A 21,470-nucleotide genomic window follows, 5' to 3' on the forward strand; every position below is an offset into this window, starting at 1 on the left:
GACTTGGACTTAAAAACTATCATTCTAAGTCTAAGTCCGCCAGGTATTCAGGCAGACTTCGGACTTCTTCTCCTGTAGGATAGGTCTTCTCTCTATCCGGATAGGCAACAAGTTGCACTTTCACTGCATCGGCAATATGAGAGGAAAAATGCCTGAATCCAGGAGACAAATCGGTGTTGGACCGTTTAACTTCATATGCTGCTGCGATGCGGTCATCCATAGACAGTACAAAATCCAGCTCTTTACCGTCTTTTGTACGAAAATAGCAGAGACTACATCGTATACCAGCACCGTCTTCCAGAGAATGGGCATATTTTAAAAGAGAACATGCTGTTAGATTTTCAATTCTCATCCCTTCATCTTTAGCAAGCTGTCCCGTATCATAGAAATAATACTTAGGCTCTTTGAGAATAGACCGAGCAACATTTCTGTGCCATGGACGTACTGGAAAAATCACATACAGGTTCTCCAGAAGGAGGAGCCAGGATTTTACTGTTTTGGCATCTTTCTGCAAATCCCCGGCTAAAGAAGCATAAGAAACAGGAGATCCAACCCGGCTCCGAAGCATTTCCAGCAATGTTTCAATGCTCTGAATATCTGTAATCGCAGTTAAGTCGATCATATCCTGTCTCAGTATGACATCCAGATGAGACCTCTTCCAACGTGCATAAAAACGACTGCTATTTTCCAGAAAAGGTTCCGGAAATCCACCGACTTTCAGAATACGCTCCATTGCTTCACGAGGCTCCAAAAATGAGGAAGCTTCCTTAATATCCAATGGATGGAGGCGGTGGGAAAAATAGCGTCCTGCTAATGAATCTCCGACTTTACGGAATGCCTCCATGCGAGCGCTGCCGGTTACAACCAGAGCAGGAGGAATACCTTCGGTATCGTATATTCCTTTCAAAAACAGTTTCCATTGATCCATTTTGTGAAGTTCGTCAAAAATAATAAGCGGTTTTTTTCTGTCCCAAGTTTTCGATTTTAAAATAAGCCTTTGAGCAGGCTCGTCATAATTGAAATAATCGAACTCAGAACATAGCATTTTTGAAAGAATTGTTTTACCTGACTGCCGGGGCCCGGAAATCAGCACAATTTTTTTTTTCATATCTTCTAAGACTTGATTGGTAATAGAACGTTTCATATGACTATTCTACATCAGATTCCCGAATAGTCAAGACTTTTACGGAATTGACTCCTGAATAGTCGGGATATTATGTACACCTTAGTATGAAACATCCTAATGCTTTTTCAAATGCTCAGGATAGGTCTTCTCCAAGATATCAACTCCATTTTAAGAGCTGTGATGTTTCCTCTTCATCAATATCTGATAAGTAAAATACACAAGGGCGAGGGCATTGTCATAAATAAGAGAATCTTCCTGCCCTGAAAGCCCCTTCATCCTCAAAGCCTCTTCTTTTACAGCTTTTTCAAGGTGTTCAAACGGGTTTAACAAAGAGATTTCATTTTCGGTGGACTCCTCCAGGGAACAAAGGCAGAATTCTCCTATCTGAGCCCATTTCCTATCACGAAACCAGAGAACCAGGTTGCGGTGATTATTATAGAAAACGAGTAAATCTCTTGTTTGGTCCAGAAAGTCCCTCACACCATTGCCTTTACTCAGATTTTTAGAACTGTACACAGCCGAAAGAGATGGGGTCGACTCAAACAGATCAGCGGCAAGAGAATAGTAGGTTTGGCGGAAAATACCATCACTGAAGCTGCCGGCAGCAGTAAATATTTTTTCGAACACCGAACCGGTGGTATCCATATTTTTCAGCGCGATGAGATAATTGATTTTATCCATGGCTTGTTCAGCCTTATCAGCCAGAATACTAATTCGTTCTATCGATTGTACGTGACCGATTCTACCAAGTGATTTAGCCGCTGTAGAGCGGACCGCCGAATCGGGATCATCCAAAAGTGACAGCAGTACATGTTCCGAAGCCTCAGCTTCATAAGCTCCCAGGGCAAAGATGGCCTTGAGCTGATGGTAGGAGCCTGAGTCAGATGCTTCGCGAAGCAAATCCTCGAGAAGTTCGACCCGAGGATGGGAGAATAGAGATTTGATTGCCTCTCCTTTACTCGAAGACAGTGGAGATGAGATGATAGCCCTTAATTCTTCTGTGGCAATGGGAGCATCATTCTGGCTGATGGACATTATAACAGTTCGTTTTTTTACTGGATCATCGATAGCCTTATACTTTCCAATATAACTGTAGGCTCTCAATCCCTCCAGGGAAAAGAATATTGCTGCTGTTTCTTTTGCAGAGAGACTTCCCTTATCGATCAATCTCAAACTATAGAAAATAAGAAGAAGACTTAAAACGAGAGCAAAGAAAAAGAGAAAGCTGAAATTGTTGGGGAGACCCATTGTGGAACTCTGCCCCCAGTCAATGAGAACCCCTCCAAGAATACCACTGAAGAAGGAGAAGAAAGCCATAACAAAATTGATCATTGAATTATAACTGAATGATTCATTCTCAGGCATGGAATTCACAAGGACCCGCGCGACCAGTACATTCGTTGCCAAAAGGAAAAAATTAGAAAAGAAACCCAGGATGAAATAAGCAAAAATAGGCAAACTGCGGCCATTTGAAAGAGGCAGCAACATCCAGATGATATAAGATAAAGAGAGGAGAATATTGACACCTATCAAGAGTGGTCGGCTACCGATTCTATCAGCGAAAGTTCGTCCAAAAAGACCTGCCATTATATTGGCCAAAGCGATAACCAGTGTGTAGAGAAAGACAAAGTTGGCATCAAATCCTGCTTCCTTTCGAACAAATACAATTGTAAGTCCATTGACAACCATAACGGCAATGGACAACCATTTCAGCATCAGAGGGAAACGCTTTTCTTTACTTGATAGAGATTCTTTGAATATGACAAAGAGATTCCTCCCTTTCTCATATTCAACAGTCTCTCGGCAGGTCACCTTTTTCAGTTGATACGCCGCGGAACTATTGAGAATGACGCCAATGATCTGCAGAAGTAATATGCCTGCCACACCGGTAAAAAACTGGATGGATGTAATCATAAAGCTTATCAGTTTGGAAACAACAGAAGCAGCCTGATTGACAATGTTCCCCTGAGCCAGGACTTCTCCTCTGTTTTGAGAAGTCGTGACCATTTTGACAAGAGGATTCCAGATAACCACTCCGACCATTCTTGCAGCACAGAACAGGGTGTAAACAATCAGAATCAAGAGGACTGCCGGCCGGCCTTCAAGAAAGAACAACAATAAATACAACAGGACAATAAGTCCGCGGATAAACCAGGCTGTAGCCTGTACTGTAACCAGATTTTTTCCCGCCAGAAGTCTTGGAAGAGCCACCAGAATAAAGCCTGTAAGGAAAATTACAGAGGAGATATATCCCAATTCAATATTGGATGCGCCGAAGTGTATGGCCAGAAGATAGACAGGAGTTTCTCCCATAAAGTTGAAACCCATTCCGTTGAGGGCCTGGAACCTGTAAATTCGGCGTCGGCCATCTTTTCTCTCATCTTCCGAAAGATATTTTGTCAGCAAATGAGAACTCCCCATTTTTTTAAATGATTATACTGCTTTTCGACAACTTTATCCCAGGATATTTTTACAGCGATCAGGAGCGGCACAGTGTATTTAAATTCCACCGGGAAAGTTAGCTTAGAACCCTGTCTAACAGTTCGTGCAGCTCTCTTAAAGTATAGGGTTTTTTGATAGCTCCGGCAAAACCATATCGGCTCCAGTCTGCCATAACCGGATCATCAGAGTAGCCGCTGGAAACAATAATTTTCATATCAGGATTTATTTCCAGAATTTTGCCGGACGCTTCTTTTCCGCCCATTCCATTCGGAACGGTCAGGTCCATAATCATAAGATCTACGGCCGGGCCTGATTGACCGGATTTTTTATAAAGCTCTATGGCTTCCTGTCCGTCCCGGGAAACCAGCACCTGGTGCCCCAGACTTCTCAGCATGGTGTCCAGTATATTCCGGATCATCTCCTCATCATCCATAACAAGGATACAAATATCTTCCTTTCCAGGACTCAGCTGTTCCGGCGCTTTCCCCTTTGTAGGTTCCTCTGTGACTGCCGGAAGAAAAATCGTAATACTCGTTCCGGAACCATGCCGGGATTCGGCAAAAATTTTTCCGCCGTGTTTAGTTACAATTGAATGGGAAATCGCAAGCCCCAGACCGCTTCGCTGTTGTTCAGTTGAAAAATAGGGATCGAAAATTTTCTCTAAAAGTTCTTCGGATATGCCGGGACCTTGATCTGAGAAGTCCAGCCTTACGTATAGACGCCCCGGGGCAAGATGCCTTTCATTGGTTTCTTCAGGTAAAGCGTTATACCCCTTTATGTCAATCTGCCCTCCCATGGGCATGACATTACAGGCGTTGAAAACGATATTCTGCACAACCTGTCCCATCAGGGCTTTGTCCGCCTCTATAGGAAGGATATCAGGGGCAAAGCTGCAGCGGCAGACCGTTTTTTCACTGGTCAAAGCAAGATCTGCGGAATTCCGAACCAGTTCACCCACAGAAAGGCGCTCTTTGAAGGGTTCGCCCCCCTTGGCAAAGGTCAGCAACTGGGAAGTCAGCCCTTTGGCCCTGTCGGAGGCTTCTAACGCCCGATTCAGCAGTTCCAAAGTTGCCGGATCCATCCGCTTATCCCCAAGGGCCATCTCAATATTACCCAGAATGACCATAAGAATATTGTTAAAATCGTGGGCGATTCCGCCGGCCAGGGTACCGATAGATTCCAGTTTATTAACCCGGATCATCTCCTGTTCCATCTTAAGCTGACTGGTAATATCCCGGAAAACCACAATAACCCCTAAAATGTGCCCTTCCGCATCCTTAATCGGTGCACCCCGGTCAGCGATACTGTATTCCTGACCGGTTTTTGAAATAAGAATGGTATTTCGGTTTAAAGAAACAGGATTGCCCGATGATAATACCCTGGCAACCGGGTTTTCCGGTGCCTGCCGGGTTTCCTGATTGATAATCTTAAAAACCAGAGCTGAGTCCTGTCCTGCGGCATCATGATTGTTCCATCCAGTCAGCACTTCGGCGGCTTTATTAAGAAGAACAACCCGGCCGTCAGCGTCGGTGGTGAACACCCCGTCCCCTATGCTTTTCAGGGTAATCATTAATTGCTCGGTTTCCTTGAGCAGCCGGGCTTCATTCTGTTCCAGTGTTTTCCGATTTGTCTCAAGGCTCCCGGCCATTTCATAAAAGGCCCTGTTCAGAGTACCGAATTCATCATTCCGGAAGACCTGGTCCGGCTCCTCCAGAATATCCCCCCGACCCAGCCGCATGGTCAGCTCAACCAGATCCTCAATCGGCTTGATCACCACCCTTTTTCCCAGACTCCAGGCCGCCAACAGGGAAAGAACAATAAACAGGAGCATAAAAATAAGGTTTCTTGTCAATTGTTTATAAATCGGCTGAAGGATCTCCTTCTCCGGAACTCCCGCCCAGATATAACTGTAGGGAGTAGAATCGGGTGAAAGGCGGACGGGTTCAAATCCATTGATCCTGCGGATGCCGTCAGACCCCTGATTCTTGAAAATACCCGCATTCATTTCCCCCGCGGCCCAGTTCCATGCATCTTCCTTGATTGGCTGTCCCAGGGGGTTTGTTTTTTCATTGGGAGGATAGTAGAGAAGCCGCTTGCCCTGGTAATCAGTAATAGCCACAAAGGATTTTTCTGTTATGGCTATTCCTTCATAAAACCGGGAAAACTGTGATAACTTAACAACAGCCGTCAGAACGGCGGTGGGTCTATCATTATCATCCAGGATGGGGAAGGCATAAGGAAAGGAGGAAGTTTGAGAACTAGTCCTTGAAACTATATATTCACCCGCCGCAAATTTCCTATGTGCCAACGCCTCATGAAAATGTTTCCTGTCACCCAAATTGTTGGAATTCACAGGGACTCCCGATGCCACGACTTTACCGTCAGTATCAACCAGAGTGATATTCAAATAATCAGGATTTTCTTTAAGCACATCCTTCAGGATTTGGGAACATCCCCGGACATCCTTTTTTTGAAATTCCGGAAACAGAGATAGTGTTGCAAGCAGCTGTTTTGCAGACCTGGTCATATCCACCTGTGCATCAGACATGGTATGGACCAGGAAAAGCACATTATTTTCTGCGTCTGTCATGGCTTTTCTTCGCTGTTCCATTCCGGAGATAAGGAGAATGATAAGAGCAGGGATAGTCGCTATCAGAATGAGTAATGACAATTTCCGGCCGATAGTATTTCTTTTTTTCATTTTTACCTTACCTGCACCTCTTGCTATGGCTTTTTGTACTTCATGCATTTGACCGGTAATAATTGTGGTGTAATACCATTAAATCATTTCTTTCTGGATTTACTCTGAACTGGCATCTGTTTCTCATCACTGGTTGTATTATATCATAGGGATAAAACGTTTGTCTTTTTTAGAATAATTCTATTTTATCATTATTGATCTTCAATACCTCAATGTTTTACTTATAAATTATTTTTCCGCACTAAACTGCCGATTCCAGGAAATCGATTTTTTCAGGCACAGGGATATGAATAAAAGAGCCATTCATCAGGAGGAGGGAGTGTTTTTAATGAACAACATTTTTGTTAGGCATAAGGATTGAAAAGTATAAGTCTTGATGTTTCTCACAGGCTTCCGCCGCCCTGGACCAGACTTCTACATCGTAGTTGGACACTTCTTCCTGCCGGATGCCGTTTGATTTACAGGAACAGGTGCTGGTTATGGTTTAATTGATTACACCGCTAGAATATCCAGCTTCAAAAAATCATCAAGAGATATAACCCAGACATTTTCCCTCAATGGGTACTTCTCTCCTTCCGGTATGATAACCCAGGCACTTTCCGGTTTAATATCATCAAGAGCAGTCCAGAAACCTCTACTTACTTTAGGTGCTAAGGAAACTTTAAACTCCAGCGCTATATGTCTTAATCCAGTACTTAAAATCAGATCAATTTCAGCACCCTGAGATGTTCTATAAAAAGAGCCCTGCCATTTCCTGTTTTCAGAAAGTATATTTTCAATAGCATATCCTTCCCAGGAATTACCGAGAACAGGATGTCCCAACAGATTCTGGAAACTTCGAATTTCAAGCAGACCATGCAGAATCCCGCAATCCCTAATATAAAGTTTGGGAGATTTAATCAGTCTTTTTTTAATATTGCTTTCAAAAGGCTCCAACCTTCTTAACATAAATGTCTGCTGCAGAATATCAATCCAACGATTCACAGTAGCCCTACTAACCCCCAGGGATTCGCTGATTTTTGATGTATTAAACAATTGTCCCTGAGAGTGAGCACACATTTTCAGGAGGCGGATGACCTGCATTGAAGAGAGTTGAAATCCCAGAGAGATAAGATCTCTCTCAACATAAGTTTTCAGGAAATTCTCTCTCCATAAAAAAGAAAGATCATCATCAGAAAGAAGGCTTCTGGGAAATCCCCCTTTCAATAATTGGTCTTTATAGTTCTCCCATTCTGAAATCTCCGAAACGGTAAAAGGCGTCAACTCAAGAAATGATATTCGCCCTGCCAAGGTTTCAGATCCCTGCCTTAATAGCTCAGGTGATGCAGAACCAAGGAGCAGGATTTGTCCATTACACCATTTCTCATCAACAATAGATCGTAATACAGGAAAGAGTTCCGGTCTTAATTGAACTTCATCAATACAAACCTGTTTACTTCCTGTTGATTTAAAAAATAGTTCAGGATCATCAAGTTTTCTCAAATCTGAAGGACGTTCCAAATCAAGGTAAATCCAGGATTCGGGATTATGACTGATAATCATTTTTGCCAGAGTTGATTTTCCACATTGTCTGGGTCCCGAAAGAGCAACAACCGGGAATGAATGAATATGTCTATTGACTTCAGCCTGTAATCGTCTTTCAATCATAGAGCTCTCTTTAACCATGTATTTTGTTATATAAGTATAGCATATTTCATGGTAAATACAATATATACGACCAGGAACCACTAAAAACGCGTCAATTCTGAATCAAGTGGTGAGTGGTTTGCTGGGATGATATGGAATATAAAAATATTTTAATCATATATCATTGAAAGGAGATCCCGTGAAAGAGGATCTCCATGAAAATTTCAGATCAAAACCTCTTCCCTATTATCCTCAATGGATTCCTTAAGTTCCGATTTCAAATCGTCCAGGTCTATAAGATGGCCGGCAGCTAAATCCTGAATGCCCTTATTCAACTCCTGTGACAACACTTCATCTGATAATATTTCAAGAGTCATTGCAATGGCTTCATATGTTTCTCACAGGCTTCGGCCATCTTGGACCAGACCTCCACATCAAAGGATGAAGGATCTTGCAAATGAAGGAATCACAATGATTGTGGTTACTCACGAGATGCAGTTTGCACGGGATGTTGCCGACCGTGTTATTTTCATAGATGAGGGAATGTTTGTAGAAGAAAGGACTCCCGATGTGATCTTTTCCTCTCCCAAGCACGAATGAACCAAAATGTTCCTGAAGCGGATTTTACATTAGGGATGAGTGAATCTTTCGGAATTCTTAAGGCAGATACTATTTTGCCGACTTATTTCGGCAGATTGTCCCTTAAATACAGGCAGCGGCTAACAATTCATCTATGATAATATTCTCGTTGGGTTTGTGGGCCGGGGAGATGTCTCCAGGCCCGAGAATAACCGTCGGGACCTTCCTCCGGGCTGCACTGATGAGAGCATTGCAACCGTAAGGTGCCGCATAGTATTCCACTTTTTTTCCACATTCCCTGATGGAGTCACTCACTAATGCTGTAAAACCTTCATCTAACTCTTCTGACAACCATCCGGGAAGGAAATTATTTCATATTAACGAAGCGGGACTGTCATCGTAAAGGGAGTGTTTATGAAGGATTGTGCAAAATAAAGATTAAAAATAGAATCGGACATAGATAGAAATGAAAACTGCAGGTGCAGCGAAGAATCAGAGAATTAAGAGAAATCAGAACCAATAAATAGGAACCCCATGAATTATCAGGAATCCCTCAGAGGCAGATCTATACTATTGATGATATCCTCAGCCCTTTTCTTTTCTGTCATGTCCGCCTTTGTCAAAATGGCCGGAGATCTGCCATCTATAGAAAAGGCTTTATTTCGAAATCTTATCAGCCTGATTATAGCCTTTACCATCCTGAAAGTAAGAAAACAGCCTCTTTGGGGGCAGAAAGAAAACAGAAAGATTCTGCTTTTAAGAGCCCTTACTGGTTCTCTGGGAATTCTGTTTTATTTTTACAGTATCGATCATCTCATTCTGGCAGACTCCTCCATGCTGAACAAGATGAGCCCCTTTTTTGTCATCCTCTTTGCCAGGATTATTCTGAAAAATCCCATAAAACCTTTTCAGATATTTTCACTGATTCTGGCTGTGGCAGGTTCTTTCCTTATTATCAAACCGGGGTTTCAGTATTCCACTCCCCTCCCTGCACTTATCGGACTCTCTTCCGCAGTTTTTGCCGGTCTGGCCTACACAATGGTCAGTTATCTGGGGGGGAAGGAAAACGCTTTCACCATCGTGTTCTACTTCTCTCTGATATCAACAATAGTGTGCCTGCCCTTTGTTTTCATAAATCCGGTCCTGCCATCACTGCCTCAGTTCCTGCTACTTCTCGGAGCAGGAATCACTGCAGCGGGGGGACAATTCCTCCTGACAGCGGCCTATAAATATGCTCCCGCCGGGGAGGTCTCGGTGTATCAATACTCTCAGATTGTATTTGCCAGTCTGCTGGGCATTCTCTTTTTTACAGAAATACCGGATCTATTCAGTCTAGGTGGGTATATTTTGATTTTTGCAGCAGGAAATATGATTTCCCGGAAAGGGATAAAAAGCAGAAAATAATCAAGCCATCCCTATGATTTCTCAGGAGAACAACAGCTACGATGGCGGTAGAATCGGTTGGATCGGCCTGATATGCAATAATGCGGCGCGAACAGTCAGCACAGCTGAGATTCCTCATGGAATACTGACATCCCTTCGAGAATCACAGTATTAGAAAGCCTGATTTCATAGAATTATTTATTAGTAATATGCATCATTCTGTGGCGGTTTCTATATTCAGAGGGTATGACATTTTTTCTTAACTTGAATTGCCGGATGAAGTTTCTATAGGATGAAAACCCTGAATTTCTGGCAATGACCGAAAGTGAATGATCACTGTCGATCAGACCGACAAGTGAATACTCTATTCTTTTGTCAATAATATATTCGATCATGGAGCGCTTCATAATACGCTTAAAATGCCTATTCAGATAGTCCGGATTGTAACACATCTGATCTGCCAGTCCTTTAACAGAGAAATTAGGATCTGTAAGATTCTCATAAATCATATGAATAATTTTGTTAACGATGCTTTTATTGTCCATATCTTTGGAATTAGTATTATAGATCTCAAATACCATTTCATTTAACTTTATCATCATTAGTTTCGCATTGGCCTGATATTTTTGATCAGTGAAAGATTTATTTTGCTGCTCGTACAATAATTCATGAAAGGCCTCCCGGATTACATTGGAATTCTGTAAATTCAGCTGTCTGGGAAGTAGAAGTGAATCATTGAGTCTGGCTTTTGTTATTTCTTTGCTATTCAATATGATAGTAGCTTCTTTTTCCGACATAAATTGTGGCGGAGAAGCCGTTTTAAAATGAATCCAATAGTATTTAGCCTTCTCTTTCAGTTTTTCAATACCACAATGATTCTTCCCTTCTGATAAAATACAAAAGGTGGAGGGCTTGATGTTTATGGGAGAAGACTCCTCACTCATCATGACTTCTCCCTGATATCCGAGGATTAATACTGATGTATCAATGTTGCGTTTTCTGTGAATCCATCCGGGAGGTAAAATCGCGAGACCGCAGTTTTCTGCGTAGAGTCTTGATAGTTCCGGTAAAAGAACAAATTCCATACATGCTCCTTTAGAAAGTCGGAATGTGTCACATATTAACATATTTTCCTCTCTTTCGCATCATGAAAAGGTGTAGCTATAATGAGTCTAAATGAACAAAGGAGAATCAAATGAGAAAACTAGTTTTTGTTTTTATTTCAGTTCTGTTATTTTTTTCTGGGACCGCACTATTTGCTGAAGGCAAGGCCGATACTTCAGACAAAACCGTTTTAACTTATGTATACTGGGGCAGCCCAGCTGAGGATAAAGCAATAAAAAATGCTCTATCCGCCTTTGAAGGAGCCCATCCGGGAATTACTGTAGAGCCTATGTATCTACCGGGTGATCTTGATGGTTCCACTTACAATGCAAAAATGAAAGCTCTTGCTGCATCAGGAAAACTACCAGATGTTGGGTATTTCCGTCCTGAAGAATTCGGAAATTACGCAGAAAAGGACTTTTTTCTAAAACTGGATGACCTTATTGCCAGGGATAATATGGATAAAACCTACATCCCCCAGACCTGGCTTAAGATTGAAGGGAATACTTATGGTGCCTATACTGCCGCTGAGTGTCAGGTCATGTGGTATAACAAAGATGTCCTGAAAGAAGCAGGAGTACCTCTACCACCAACAGATTATACAAAAGCCTGGACATGGGATCAGTTTGTTGATTACCTGAAAATGATTACCATTGATACAAATGGAAAACACCCTGGCGAATCCGGATTTGATTCCGGAAATGTCGCACGTTATGGTGTCAGCTATGACTTATGGTCTGCCATGTATTATCCAAGTGTATGGAGCAATGGCGGAGGGATTATTTCTGAAGATGGAAAATCAGTCCTCCTGGATAAACCGGAAACAATTGAAGCTTTTCAGAATATATCCGATTTGATGAACGTGTATAACGTCATGCCTTTAATGAGTGGCGGGACCAATATATCTCCTTCCATAATGATGGCTAACAAACAACTTGGTTTCTGGGTCACCGGTCAGTGGACTTTACTTGAACTGGGTGCCATGAAGAATCTGAATCTGGGTGTTGCAGCACTACCTATAATGAAAAAACCTGCCCAGATATATTTGAGCGGTGTCAATGTAGTATTCAATTCTTCAAAAAATCCTGAGGAAGCGTGGGAACTGCAAAAATGGATGATGAATCCGGAAAAGACATTAGATCTCTATACATCAGGTCTCTGGATGCCCACAAAAGAGTCCTTCTACAGCTCAGAGGCTGATCTTGCAAAATGGCTTGATAATGACGTCCATCCAGAAGGTTACCGTGAGGCGGTTGTAAATTCCATGAAAATTTCTGTTAATGAACCTATCAAGATCAGGAATATCAACCAGATATGGGGTGATTATCTGAATGCTGCAGTTGAGAGTATCTGGATTGGGAAAAGTTCAGCCAAGGATGCCTTGACTGAGGCTGCCGAAAAAATCAGAAAATCCGGCTTGCTTCAGGGAACATACTAAGAATGAATAAGACGGCTCCTTTAGGGGAGCTGTTTTTTATGGCAGTGGAGGATTATAATGTCATTTAAAAAAAGAGGAATGAATGATAGGAGGCAGAACCTGTGGGGCTGGATCCTTATTTCTCCCCTGGTGATGGGATTGACTCTTTGGGTTGTTTTTCCAATGGGATTGAGCATCTTCACCAGCATGACCCGTTGGGACATGATAAGTAAACCTGAGTTTGTCGGATTTCAAAATTACATTGAGATCTTTACTAAAGATGAGCTATTTCTGAAATCAATCAGAAACACTGTGTATTTCACCCTTTTAAGCGTCCCCATGCAGATGCTTGTTGCACTCATGGGCGCGCTCCTGCTCAATTCAAGCATCAATGGAAAAGGGGTCTTTCGGACAATCTTCTACCTCCCGTCCCTGATTCCCATCGTGGTCAGCTCCATCATGTGGTTATGGATGTATAATCACCAGTACGGACTCATCAACTTTTTTCTTAACAATCTTGGATTGGATAAGGTTAAATGGATCGACAGTACAGAGATGGTGATTCCCAGTTTGTCTATTATGAATATTTGGAATATCGGGAATGTCATTGTCATATTCCTGGCCGGTCTCCAGGGAATTCCTGATGACCTGATGGAAGCTGTCGAAATTGATGGGGGTAACAGCTGGCATAAATTTCATTTTGTCATATTGCCCCTGCTCAGTCCCATCATCCTTTACAATATGATTGTAAGCCTGATCAAGTGTCTCCAACTTTTTGTTGAACCCTATATTATGACGAATGGCGGTCCTGTAAATTCCTCATTAAGCTTTGTTCTTCATATATATAATAATGCATTCAAATATGGAAAGATGGGTATGGCAAATGCAATGGCCTGGGTTCTTTTTATTCTCACAATGTTTATTTCTCTGATCATTTTCAAGACATCCGATCAGTGGACATATTATGAGGGTGATAAAAAATGAAAAAAGCAAAAATATCAAAATATTTTTTCATTTATACAATGCTGGGAATAGGGTCGACCATAAGCCTGATCCCTCTCCTCTGGCTGATAAGATGCTCTTTTATGTCAACCGAAGATATGTTCAAACTCCCCCTGATCCTCGTACCAAAAAGTTTGAATCTACAAAACTACGTTGATGTTTTTACCATGGTGCCCTTCGCCCGTTTCTACTTGAATACAATCGTGATTGTTCTGATCAATATTATCGGAGCCCTTATTTCCAATCTGTCAATAGCCTATGGATTGGCTAGAATTGACTTTAGGGGAAGGAAATTGATGTTCTCCCTGAGTATTGGAACCTTGATGCTGCCTGCCTATGTTCAACTGATTCCTCTCTTTTTGGAATGGAACTTTATTGGAGGCATTAATACATGGCTGCCTTTAACGGTACCTGCTTTTTTCGGAAATGCCTTCTTCATATTTATGCTCTATCAATTCCTCAGGACAATCCCAAGGGATTATGATGAAGCCGCATTTATGGATGGTGCAAATTACCCCGCGATCATCGTCAAGGTCATTTTACCTCTGGCGAAACCGGCTATGGCTGTTGTGGCTATTTTCCAGTTTATGTTCACATGGAATGATTTTATGGCACCCCTGCTCTTTCTCAATGATACAAAATTGTTCACCCTGGCCATCGGGCTCAGGACATTTATATCTACCTTTTATACTCCATGGGGTGTATTGATGGCCGCGGCAACCTTAACGGTTCTACCATTGATCCTGTTATTCTTCATGGCACAAAAGTATTTTGTTTCCGGCCTGACAATGGGTGGAATCAAAGGTTAATTATTTCATACGGAGATTATAGAATGAAGAAAATCACATTAGAAAAAATCACCCTTCGTGAGGGTTTTTGGAAGAATAGATCGAATCTGTTATCTGAAGAAATTATACCCTATCAGTGGGATACGTTAAATAATCGAACCCGGGATGTTCCTTTAAGTTATGCTGTTGAAAATTTCCGTATAGCTGCTGGAGAATCAGAGGGGACTCCAGAGGGGACTATTTTTCAGGATAGCGATGTCGCCAAATGGATTGAAGCAGCGTCGTATTCCCTGATGACACATCCTGATGAGGCAATGGAAAAAAACATAGATGAGCTGATTCGGCTCATTGCAAAAAGCCAGCATGAAAATGGGTATCTGAATACATTCTTCACTGCTAAAGGAATCGACCAGAGATGGACCGATTTGGTCATGGGTCATGAGATGTATTGTGCAGGTCACCTGATTGAAGCAGCTGTAGCCTATTTCCAGGCGACAGGAAAGCGAAAACTCCTGGATGTCATGAGCAAATATGCCGATCTGATTGTGGTGGAATTTGGTCCGGAGGAGGGAATGATTCATTCCTATGATGGTCATCCCGAAATAGAACTGGCCCTATACAGACTGTCGGAAGCAACGGGGAATGAAAAATATGAAGATCTGGCTGATTATTTTATAAATATACGGGGAACTGTAAAAAATTACTATAATGGGGTTGCAGCGAAAGAGGGTATGATTCCGAAATCCAGATGGTTCGAATCAGATTACTACCTTGCTCATAAGCCTGTCAGAGAGATGTCTGAAGTAACCGGACATGCCGTTAGAGCCGTTTATCTATTTGCGGGGATGGCCGATCAATATTACAAAACCCGGGAACCCCAAATATGGGAGACCCTCACGAACCTCTGGGACAATCTTGAAAACAAAAGGGTTTATATAACGGGAGCTATTGGATCTCAGAGCCATGGAGAACGCTTCACCGTAGATTATGATCTGCCTGCAGATAGAGGATATACAGAAACCTGTGCTTCTATCGGTCTCGTATTCTGGGCCTGGAGGATGTCTCTGATCGATGCTGACAGCAAATATGCCGACATGATTGAAAGAGCCCTTTATAATGGAGTCCTCAGTGGAATATCTTTGGATGGAAAGGGATATTTTTATGTAAATCCCCTTGAAGTTAAGACTGAAATAGCCCAATACAGACATGATCTGGAACATGTGAAAACTCACAGAGTGGGATGGCTTGACTGTGCCTGCTGCCCCACGAATGTTGCCAGGCTGATTGGATCGGTAGCCGGTTATATTTACAGCACCCATGAAGATTCCCTTTATATCCATCAGTTTGCAGCCTCATCCGTAAAAACAGAAGTGGGGGGTCAGGAAATTACACTGGAACAAACAACCCAATACCCCTGGAGTGGAAGGGTTTCTCTGAAACTGAGTATGAATGAAAGCAGAAAAATGAAGTTCTTCATACGAAAGCCTTCATGGTGTGACAATTTAAGCATATCTGTCGGAGGGCTGAAGATTAAGGATTATTCCATAGTCAAAGGGTATATTCTTTTAGAGAGGATCTGGAATGATAGTGATGAAATCAGATTGGATTTAGAGATGGCCGTCCGCTATATGCAGAGCAATACAAAAGTACATGATAATGTTGGTAAAGTGGCAATAACTTATGGACCCCTGGTCTACTGCTTTGAAGAATTCGATAACGGCTCAGAGCTGCAGGAGCTGGTACTGGATACGAACGGAAATGCTGAGATTATCCCGGGAGACCTCGAGCCGTCACCTTCAGTCAATCTGGTTCTGGATGGTTTTCGGAAAAAAAATGGAAATGATGCACTGTATCACTCCCTTGAAGAACCTCTTGTGGAGAAGGTAAAGATTAAAGCAATTCCCTATTTCCAATGGGGAAACAGGGCTAAAGATCAAGAGATGCGGGTTTGGTTACGTTATAAATAGAGAAACTCATTTGTTTCAAAAAATCTTTGATCCTCCTCTGAAAGCATTCTGATTTGAGGTTCCACTGACGACCAGCCCGAACTCAAATCAGAAATTGCTTATCAGAAACTATAAGTGATCCCGACGTTACCACCCACCCACATCTGGACCTGAGTGCCTTCATAAGATTCATCGAAAAAAGTATAGGGAATGGGCAGTGAACCTTCTTCATCACCCATAATCTCATCTGCTACATACACATTGAAAGAGGGACCTGCAAAGATCGACAGATGATCACCAAGACCAATATGGCAATTTATATCCAGTTTGTTCAGAAAATTGACTTCCTCGTCCTCGTTGTCCCAATTGTTATTTGAGACAATTTTGCTGCTGCTGACCTCTATCGCCAGCTTGTTGTGGCCGGAAAGAGGAATGAGCGATCCCCATCCCAACCCGTAACTGAGGATAAGATCATTCTTGTCAAAAGTGTCTCCCTCAATAAATGAAGGCCCGTCCACCAATGATCCGCCGATTTTAAATATCGTATAAAAGCGCTCTACACCCATCTTATAGCTGAGATTCCCATACAAAGCTTCTCCAGCGGAGGCTTCAATGGCATAGTAACCGCCCTTAATGATGCTGATCAGTCCGATTGGCAGAGAATCTGATCCTTCTGCTGCAACATTAATCACACCGAGCTGAATCCCTTTGGACCTGGCCGCATAATTCAATGTTCCGACCTGGAGGCCCCTCATCTCCCCTGTTGTGACATTGATGGTCGAGACCAGGACTCCTTTGGAATCTCCAAAAACACTGTTCAAAGTTCCTGACCAGATGAGTCCGGTTGAATCTCCGAAATTAGTGTTGGATACACCGGCGAACTGAAACCCTCTTGTCTCTTCCATATTAATATTTGAGACTCCCGCAATCTGCATTCCGCTCACATCATGGGTATTGAAATTTCCGACTCCTCCCAGTTCAAAGGCATCCACCCCGCCATTCATTCCATAGACCATATTCAGGGAGAAGCTGTTTGTGTATTCCATGGACTCGGTGCCGTTGGTTCCCATGGGGTAAAAAAATGTGACCTGACCTGCCCGGCTTTTTTCTGCATCTTCTGCACTGAGACTTACTGTAATCATGACTATCAGTACAAGGAAGGATAATCTCGTTTTTTTATTCACTCTTTCATTCCTCTCTATTGGAAATTGGATTAAAACCAATTCTGCTGTTTTCTTATATAACAGAGAGGTAAAGAGGATGTGTCACTGTAATTTTTCAATTATTTATCATTCTTATTGAATATTGCTATGAGTGGATTCAGCATTAATAAGAGTGCTTTTCATTGAGAACCTTCTACGGATTCCTCCAGAGGCTCTTCTTCCGATTCATTCGAGTCTCCCGGTCCCGAAGATACTGTAAACTGGGGTTTGAACTCCATATGTTCCCCTACAACTTTAACCTTGTAATGGCTGTCACCCTGATCATCGGTCCAGCGGTCCAGCTTCAGCCGGCCCACAACACGAACACCACGGCCCTTACTAAGATGTTTCTCACAGGCTTCGGGTACCTTGGACCAGACTTCCACATCAAAGTAGGACACTTCGCTCTGGCGAATACCCTCAGATTTGTAAAATCTGTTGCTGGCTACAGAGAACTTGCAGACCCGAGTCCCCTTGGGGGTGCGGTTGGCCTCAGGATCGCGGACCAGATGATCTATTTAATCGTTCTTTATTAACAATAGGATAGGTGTTTCCAAAAATAGTTGGAAACCCTCGATTTCCTAAAGATATTCAAAATATGTGTAAAATCTTTTACTTTTTTATAACATGATCTACTATCCAGAAGATATCTTTTGACCTGATTTACATTTCATTTATTATATTGTCACTAAGGGTCTCATAAAATTGGCATTGTGGTGGAGCTCCTTTTTATCAGATTTAGAAATTATTAAAAATTATGAAACTAAAGGGAACGAATGAAAGTTTCTCTTTCTCTGAAGTATTGTACTGTGTCGGCAACCAGTTTATCCATCACTTCGGTATCACATGGCATTGTGGAGAGCACATAAGGATCAGGAAATGGCCCCAAAGGTTCGGGAGTCAGAAATCTTCCCTCCCTGTTCATCCCCACTAGATAGGAAGCCATAATCACTGTATCAAGGTCCAGCATTCCACGTCCAAGCCCATCACGATTGGTATCAGCGAGATGTAAATTCACAAGACGGTTTCCCAACTTTATTATTGCCTCTCCAATATGAGCTTCTTCCAGGGACATGTGATATGTATCAGCATTGACGCAGCTGATGGAGGATTCTCCTACTCTAGCGATGTAAGCTAAAGCATCATCAACTGAGTTAACAAGGCTGACTTCGGCTGAACGGATCGGCTCAATTCCAGCCGCAACGCCGCTGCCATTAAAATCCCGGGCACATTCTCTCAAGGCTTCGGCGCTTCTCTCCATCTCCTGAGAATCTGCAGCTTCGGGTCGCCCCACGGCACTGGGGACGACAATCAAATACCGCCCATCCACCGCCTTTAACACTTCGATCTCTTTCCGGATATATGCGATGGCGTTCTTCCGGGATAATGGATCGATACTGGAAAGATCATTTCCCTCTCCGAACAAGCCACAGGTCCCTGATACCTTCATATTGAAATCAGATAATTCAGAAAGAATCATCTCGGGAGTCATCCCGCTATCCTTGCTTAAGTGATCCCCTTTGATTTCTACATATTTCAATCCATTAGTGCTCAGCCGCTCCAATGAAACTCTGAACGGCTCGGTACCGAACATCCAGATACTCCAGGAGAGATCTATAGTTCGTTCAAATCTGGAAGGATATTTTCTCTTTTCAAAGATAAACTGTTCACGAATTTTTCTATTTTTTGCTTCGAATACTTGTTCGGACATTATGCATTCCTTATACGACACGTTTCTGATCACTTTGACTCAGAGAGCTTACGGCAATAGCAATTACGATAACAACTCCATTAATTACACCCTGAAGATACGGGCTCACTTGCAGCATATTAAGGGAGTTGGCAATCACACCCATAAGCAACACTCCGAAAAAGGTACCTACAATACCCCCTTTTCCACCATCCATTGTGGTTCCTCCGATCACAACAGCTCCGATTGCTGTTAATTCGATACCGGAACCGGTCGATGCCTGTGCAGCCCCGATACGGGAAAGCATCATTGTGGCAGCAAGACCAATGAGTCCACCGCTTATCATAAAAAAAATGAGTTTATTCAATTTTATATTTATTCCTGACAAGTATGCTGCTGTAGGATTGCTTCCGATGGAATAAATACGCCGCCCTAATAGAGTGTATTTCAAAAGAATAAAAACGAAAAAGTAAACAATTAAACTAACGAGGAATAACAGAGGAACGATACCGAAGAACCGTGTCGCCCCTAGAAATTCAAACTGGCCATAAATGTTCTGAAGTACCGCAGCTGTAAGGGCAAGGGAAATCCCTTTAAATATCCCTGCGGCTGCGAGGGAAATAATAAAGGATGGCGCCTTGAACATTATAGATGCTGCCCCGACCAGAAATGAGCAAAACATGGAAACAAACAGGCCAGTGAGTACTGCCAGAACCGATGGAACACCTGACTTGATCATCATTGCCATGATACAGGCAGAAAGACCAAGATTCGCACCTGCAGAAATATCAAAATTTCCTGAAATGATGAGAATAGTTGCTCCTGCGGCTACGACTCCAAGAGTGGATACCTGCTGGAGAATATTTATAATATTGTTAATTCTAAGGAATCTTGGATTGAGAATAGCTGTAATCAAGGAAATACCTAGAATTACAATTAAAAGAAAGAACCATTGGTTCTTCCACAAAGAAGACATTCTATGCCGAGAGTGTTCCATATATCTTAATCCTTATCAATTCCAATGAAGTATCGAATCAGTGATTCTTCAGAGAGATTTTTATTGTCTAAAATTTCTACCAGTCTTCCATTCCGCATGATAGCGATACGGTCACTCAGAGACATCAGTTCCGGCATATCCGAACTCACCATAAGAACAGTTTTGCCACTCAGGGCAAAAGAAACCATCAGTTTGTAGATATCTTGTTTGGCTCCTATATCCACACCTTTAGTTGGTTCATCAAAAATAAAAATGTCTGCCTTCTGAGACAACCAGCGGGCAATGACTGCCTTTTGCTGATTGCCCCCGCTCAGGCTGACTATTGGATTATCCAAATCGGCGACAGCAATACCCAGTCTATCTTTCATATCAAGAGCCAGATTCCTCTCTTTTACCAGATCGATAAAAAAATTGGATCTTGATTCAAAAAACAAAGTGGAAATATTTTCCGCCACACTGCGCTCTTTGAACATGGCATAAAGATGGCGATCTTCTGTAACCATGGCAATTCCAGCTTTAATGGCATCTTTGGGTGAATGGATTTTTTGTTCCACTCCCTTGAGACGAAGAATTCCAGAGTCAGGTTTCACCACTCCGAATATCAGGTTCATCAATTCAGATCTGCCGGAGCCGACGAGCCCCCCGAAACCCAGGATTTCTCCGGATTGTGCACTGAAACTGACATCTACAACTTCACGACCTGAATTGAAGTTTTCCACCTCAAGAACGACCTGTCCAATTTCCGAACTCTGCCGAGTATAGAACTGAGAAGCCTCCCTACCCACCATTTTGCGGATAATCTCTGCCTCATCTGTGTTCTTTCGGGCATAAGTGCCAACCTGGCTGCCATCTTTCAGAACAAGTATGGTATCGGCAATTTCAAAAACTTCTTCCAGATAATGTGAGATGTATACTATTCCGAGCCCCCGTCTTTTCAATTCACCGATTAAAGACATAAGAGCCCTGGTTTCTTCCAGACCCAACGAACTAGTCGGTTCATCAAGAATCAGAATTTTAGCCTCATGATGAAGAGCTTTGACAATTTGCAAGTTCTGCTTTTCAGCCGCGGAAAGTTCCTCCACCAGCATATTTTCATTGATGCCGATATTCAGTCTGTCAAGAATTTCTCTCGCTCGAATCCGTTGTGCAGAAGTATTGACGAATAAAGGAAATTTACCCTTCTTTTCATATCCTAAAAATATATTGTCCGCCACTGTGAGAGAGTCGATAAGTTCTACATCCTGATAAATTGTAGCCAATCCCAGTTTCATGGCATCCCGTGGCTTCAACTGACTTCTCTCTTCACCGTCTTGAAAAATCATTATGCCCTTGTCAGGGGTGATCGCCCCGGAGAGGGATTTGATCAGCGTAGATTTTCCGGCGCCATTTTCGCCGACCAGACAAAGCACTTCTCCGGCATGAAGATCAAAACTTACATTTTTCAAGGCACAGTGATTTCCGTAATAC

Annotated in this window: 18 protein-coding genes; 6 read left to right on the forward strand and 12 right to left on the reverse strand. The window is 42.5% G+C overall.

Going from position 1 to position 21,470, the window contains the following annotated elements:
* Positions 1-19: 19 nt before the first annotated feature.
* The 5 genes from PF479_RS16265 to PF479_RS16285 form a co-directional block, all read right to left on the reverse strand.
* Positions 20-1,144, reverse strand: a complete 1,125-nt coding sequence (locus tag PF479_RS16265) for an ATP-binding protein (protein ID WP_367277253.1) — start codon at positions 1,142-1,144, stop codon at positions 20-22.
* Between the two features lie 150 nt (positions 1,145-1,294).
* Complete coding sequence (locus PF479_RS16270) at positions 1,295-3,532, reverse strand: MFS transporter (RefSeq protein WP_298008660.1); 2,238 nt, start codon at positions 3,530-3,532, stop codon at positions 1,295-1,297.
* 112 nt (positions 3,533-3,644) lie between these two features.
* Entirely contained in the window at positions 3,645-6,269 is a 2,625-nt protein-coding gene (locus tag PF479_RS16275) for an ATP-binding protein (RefSeq protein WP_298008662.1), read from the reverse strand.
* Positions 6,270-6,761: 492 nt separating this feature from the next.
* Positions 6,762-7,916: an ATP-binding protein gene (locus PF479_RS16280; protein WP_298008665.1), complete on the reverse strand. Its 1,155-nt coding sequence runs from the start codon at positions 7,914-7,916 to the stop codon at positions 6,762-6,764.
* Between the two features lie 203 nt (positions 7,917-8,119).
* Positions 8,120-8,272: a hypothetical protein gene (locus PF479_RS16285; protein ID WP_298008669.1), complete on the reverse strand. Its 153-nt coding sequence runs from the start codon at positions 8,270-8,272 to the stop codon at positions 8,120-8,122.
* A 94-nt stretch (positions 8,273-8,366) separates the two neighbouring features.
* On the opposite strand from PF479_RS16285, the gene PF479_RS16290 reads away from it, so the two are divergent.
* Complete coding sequence (locus PF479_RS16290; protein WP_298008671.1) at positions 8,367-8,495, forward strand: hypothetical protein; 129 nt, start codon at positions 8,367-8,369, stop codon at positions 8,493-8,495.
* A gap of 102 nt (positions 8,496-8,597) precedes the next feature.
* Here PF479_RS16290 and PF479_RS16295 read toward each other — a convergent pair whose 3' ends face one another.
* Positions 8,598-8,825, reverse strand: coding sequence for a M20/M25/M40 family metallo-hydrolase (locus PF479_RS16295; protein ID WP_298008674.1), 228 nt, complete (start codon positions 8,823-8,825; stop codon positions 8,598-8,600).
* A gap of 183 nt (positions 8,826-9,008) precedes the next feature.
* Between PF479_RS16295 and PF479_RS16300 the strand changes: the two genes are divergently transcribed.
* A complete protein-coding gene (locus PF479_RS16300) occupies positions 9,009-9,878 on the forward strand; it encodes a DMT family transporter (RefSeq protein ID WP_298008677.1) in 870 nt (289 codons plus the stop codon).
* Between the two features lie 173 nt (positions 9,879-10,051).
* Here PF479_RS16300 and PF479_RS16305 read toward each other — a convergent pair whose 3' ends face one another.
* Positions 10,052-10,942, reverse strand: coding sequence for an AraC family transcriptional regulator (locus tag PF479_RS16305; RefSeq protein WP_298008681.1), 891 nt, complete (start codon positions 10,940-10,942; stop codon positions 10,052-10,054).
* Between the two features lie 110 nt (positions 10,943-11,052).
* Here PF479_RS16305 and PF479_RS16310 point away from each other — a divergent pair, with 110 nt between their 5' ends.
* The 4 genes from PF479_RS16310 to PF479_RS16325 are packed head-to-tail and all read left to right on the forward strand — an operon-like array spanning position 11,053 to position 16,135.
* Positions 11,053-12,399 carry a sugar ABC transporter substrate-binding protein gene (locus PF479_RS16310; protein ID WP_298008684.1) on the forward strand — a complete coding sequence of 449 codons (1,347 nt, stop codon included), beginning with the start codon at positions 11,053-11,055 and terminating at the stop codon, positions 12,397-12,399.
* Between the two features lie 57 nt (positions 12,400-12,456).
* Entirely contained in the window at positions 12,457-13,362 is a 906-nt protein-coding gene (locus PF479_RS16315) for a carbohydrate ABC transporter permease (RefSeq protein WP_298008687.1), read from the forward strand.
* Positions 13,359-14,189, forward strand: a complete 831-nt coding sequence (locus PF479_RS16320; RefSeq protein WP_298008689.1) for a carbohydrate ABC transporter permease — start codon at positions 13,359-13,361, stop codon at positions 14,187-14,189. Before PF479_RS16315 ends, PF479_RS16320 begins: the two co-directional genes overlap by 4 nt.
* Before the next feature lie 23 nt (positions 14,190-14,212).
* Positions 14,213-16,135, forward strand: a complete 1,923-nt coding sequence (locus tag PF479_RS16325; protein WP_298008693.1) for a beta-L-arabinofuranosidase domain-containing protein — start codon at positions 14,213-14,215, stop codon at positions 16,133-16,135.
* 101 nt (positions 16,136-16,236) lie between these two features.
* On the opposite strand, the gene PF479_RS16330 is transcribed toward PF479_RS16325, so the two are convergent.
* The 5 genes from PF479_RS16330 to PF479_RS16350 all read right to left on the reverse strand — a co-directional run.
* Positions 16,237-17,298, reverse strand: coding sequence for a hypothetical protein (locus PF479_RS16330; RefSeq protein ID WP_298008696.1), 1,062 nt, complete (start codon positions 17,296-17,298; stop codon positions 16,237-16,239).
* 158 nt (positions 17,299-17,456) lie between these two features.
* Positions 17,457-17,834, reverse strand: coding sequence for a single-stranded DNA-binding protein (locus PF479_RS16335; protein WP_367277254.1), 378 nt, complete (start codon positions 17,832-17,834; stop codon positions 17,457-17,459).
* Between the two features lie 245 nt (positions 17,835-18,079).
* Positions 18,080-19,027 carry a sugar phosphate isomerase/epimerase gene (locus PF479_RS16340; protein ID WP_298008698.1) on the reverse strand — a complete coding sequence of 316 codons (948 nt, stop codon included), beginning with the start codon at positions 19,025-19,027 and terminating at the stop codon, positions 18,080-18,082.
* A gap of 10 nt (positions 19,028-19,037) precedes the next feature.
* On the reverse strand, positions 19,038-20,003 hold the full coding sequence (locus PF479_RS16345) for an ABC transporter permease (protein ID WP_298008701.1): 966 nt from the start codon (positions 20,001-20,003) through the stop codon (positions 19,038-19,040).
* 5 nt (positions 20,004-20,008) lie between these two features.
* The coding region (locus PF479_RS16350) for a sugar ABC transporter ATP-binding protein (protein WP_298008704.1) at positions 20,009-21,470 on the reverse strand (1,462 nt) is incomplete at its 5' end.

Origin of the sequence: Oceanispirochaeta sp., from assembly GCF_027859075.1 — a bacterium.
Classification (GTDB): domain Bacteria; phylum Spirochaetota; class Spirochaetia; order DSM-2461; family DSM-2461; genus Oceanispirochaeta.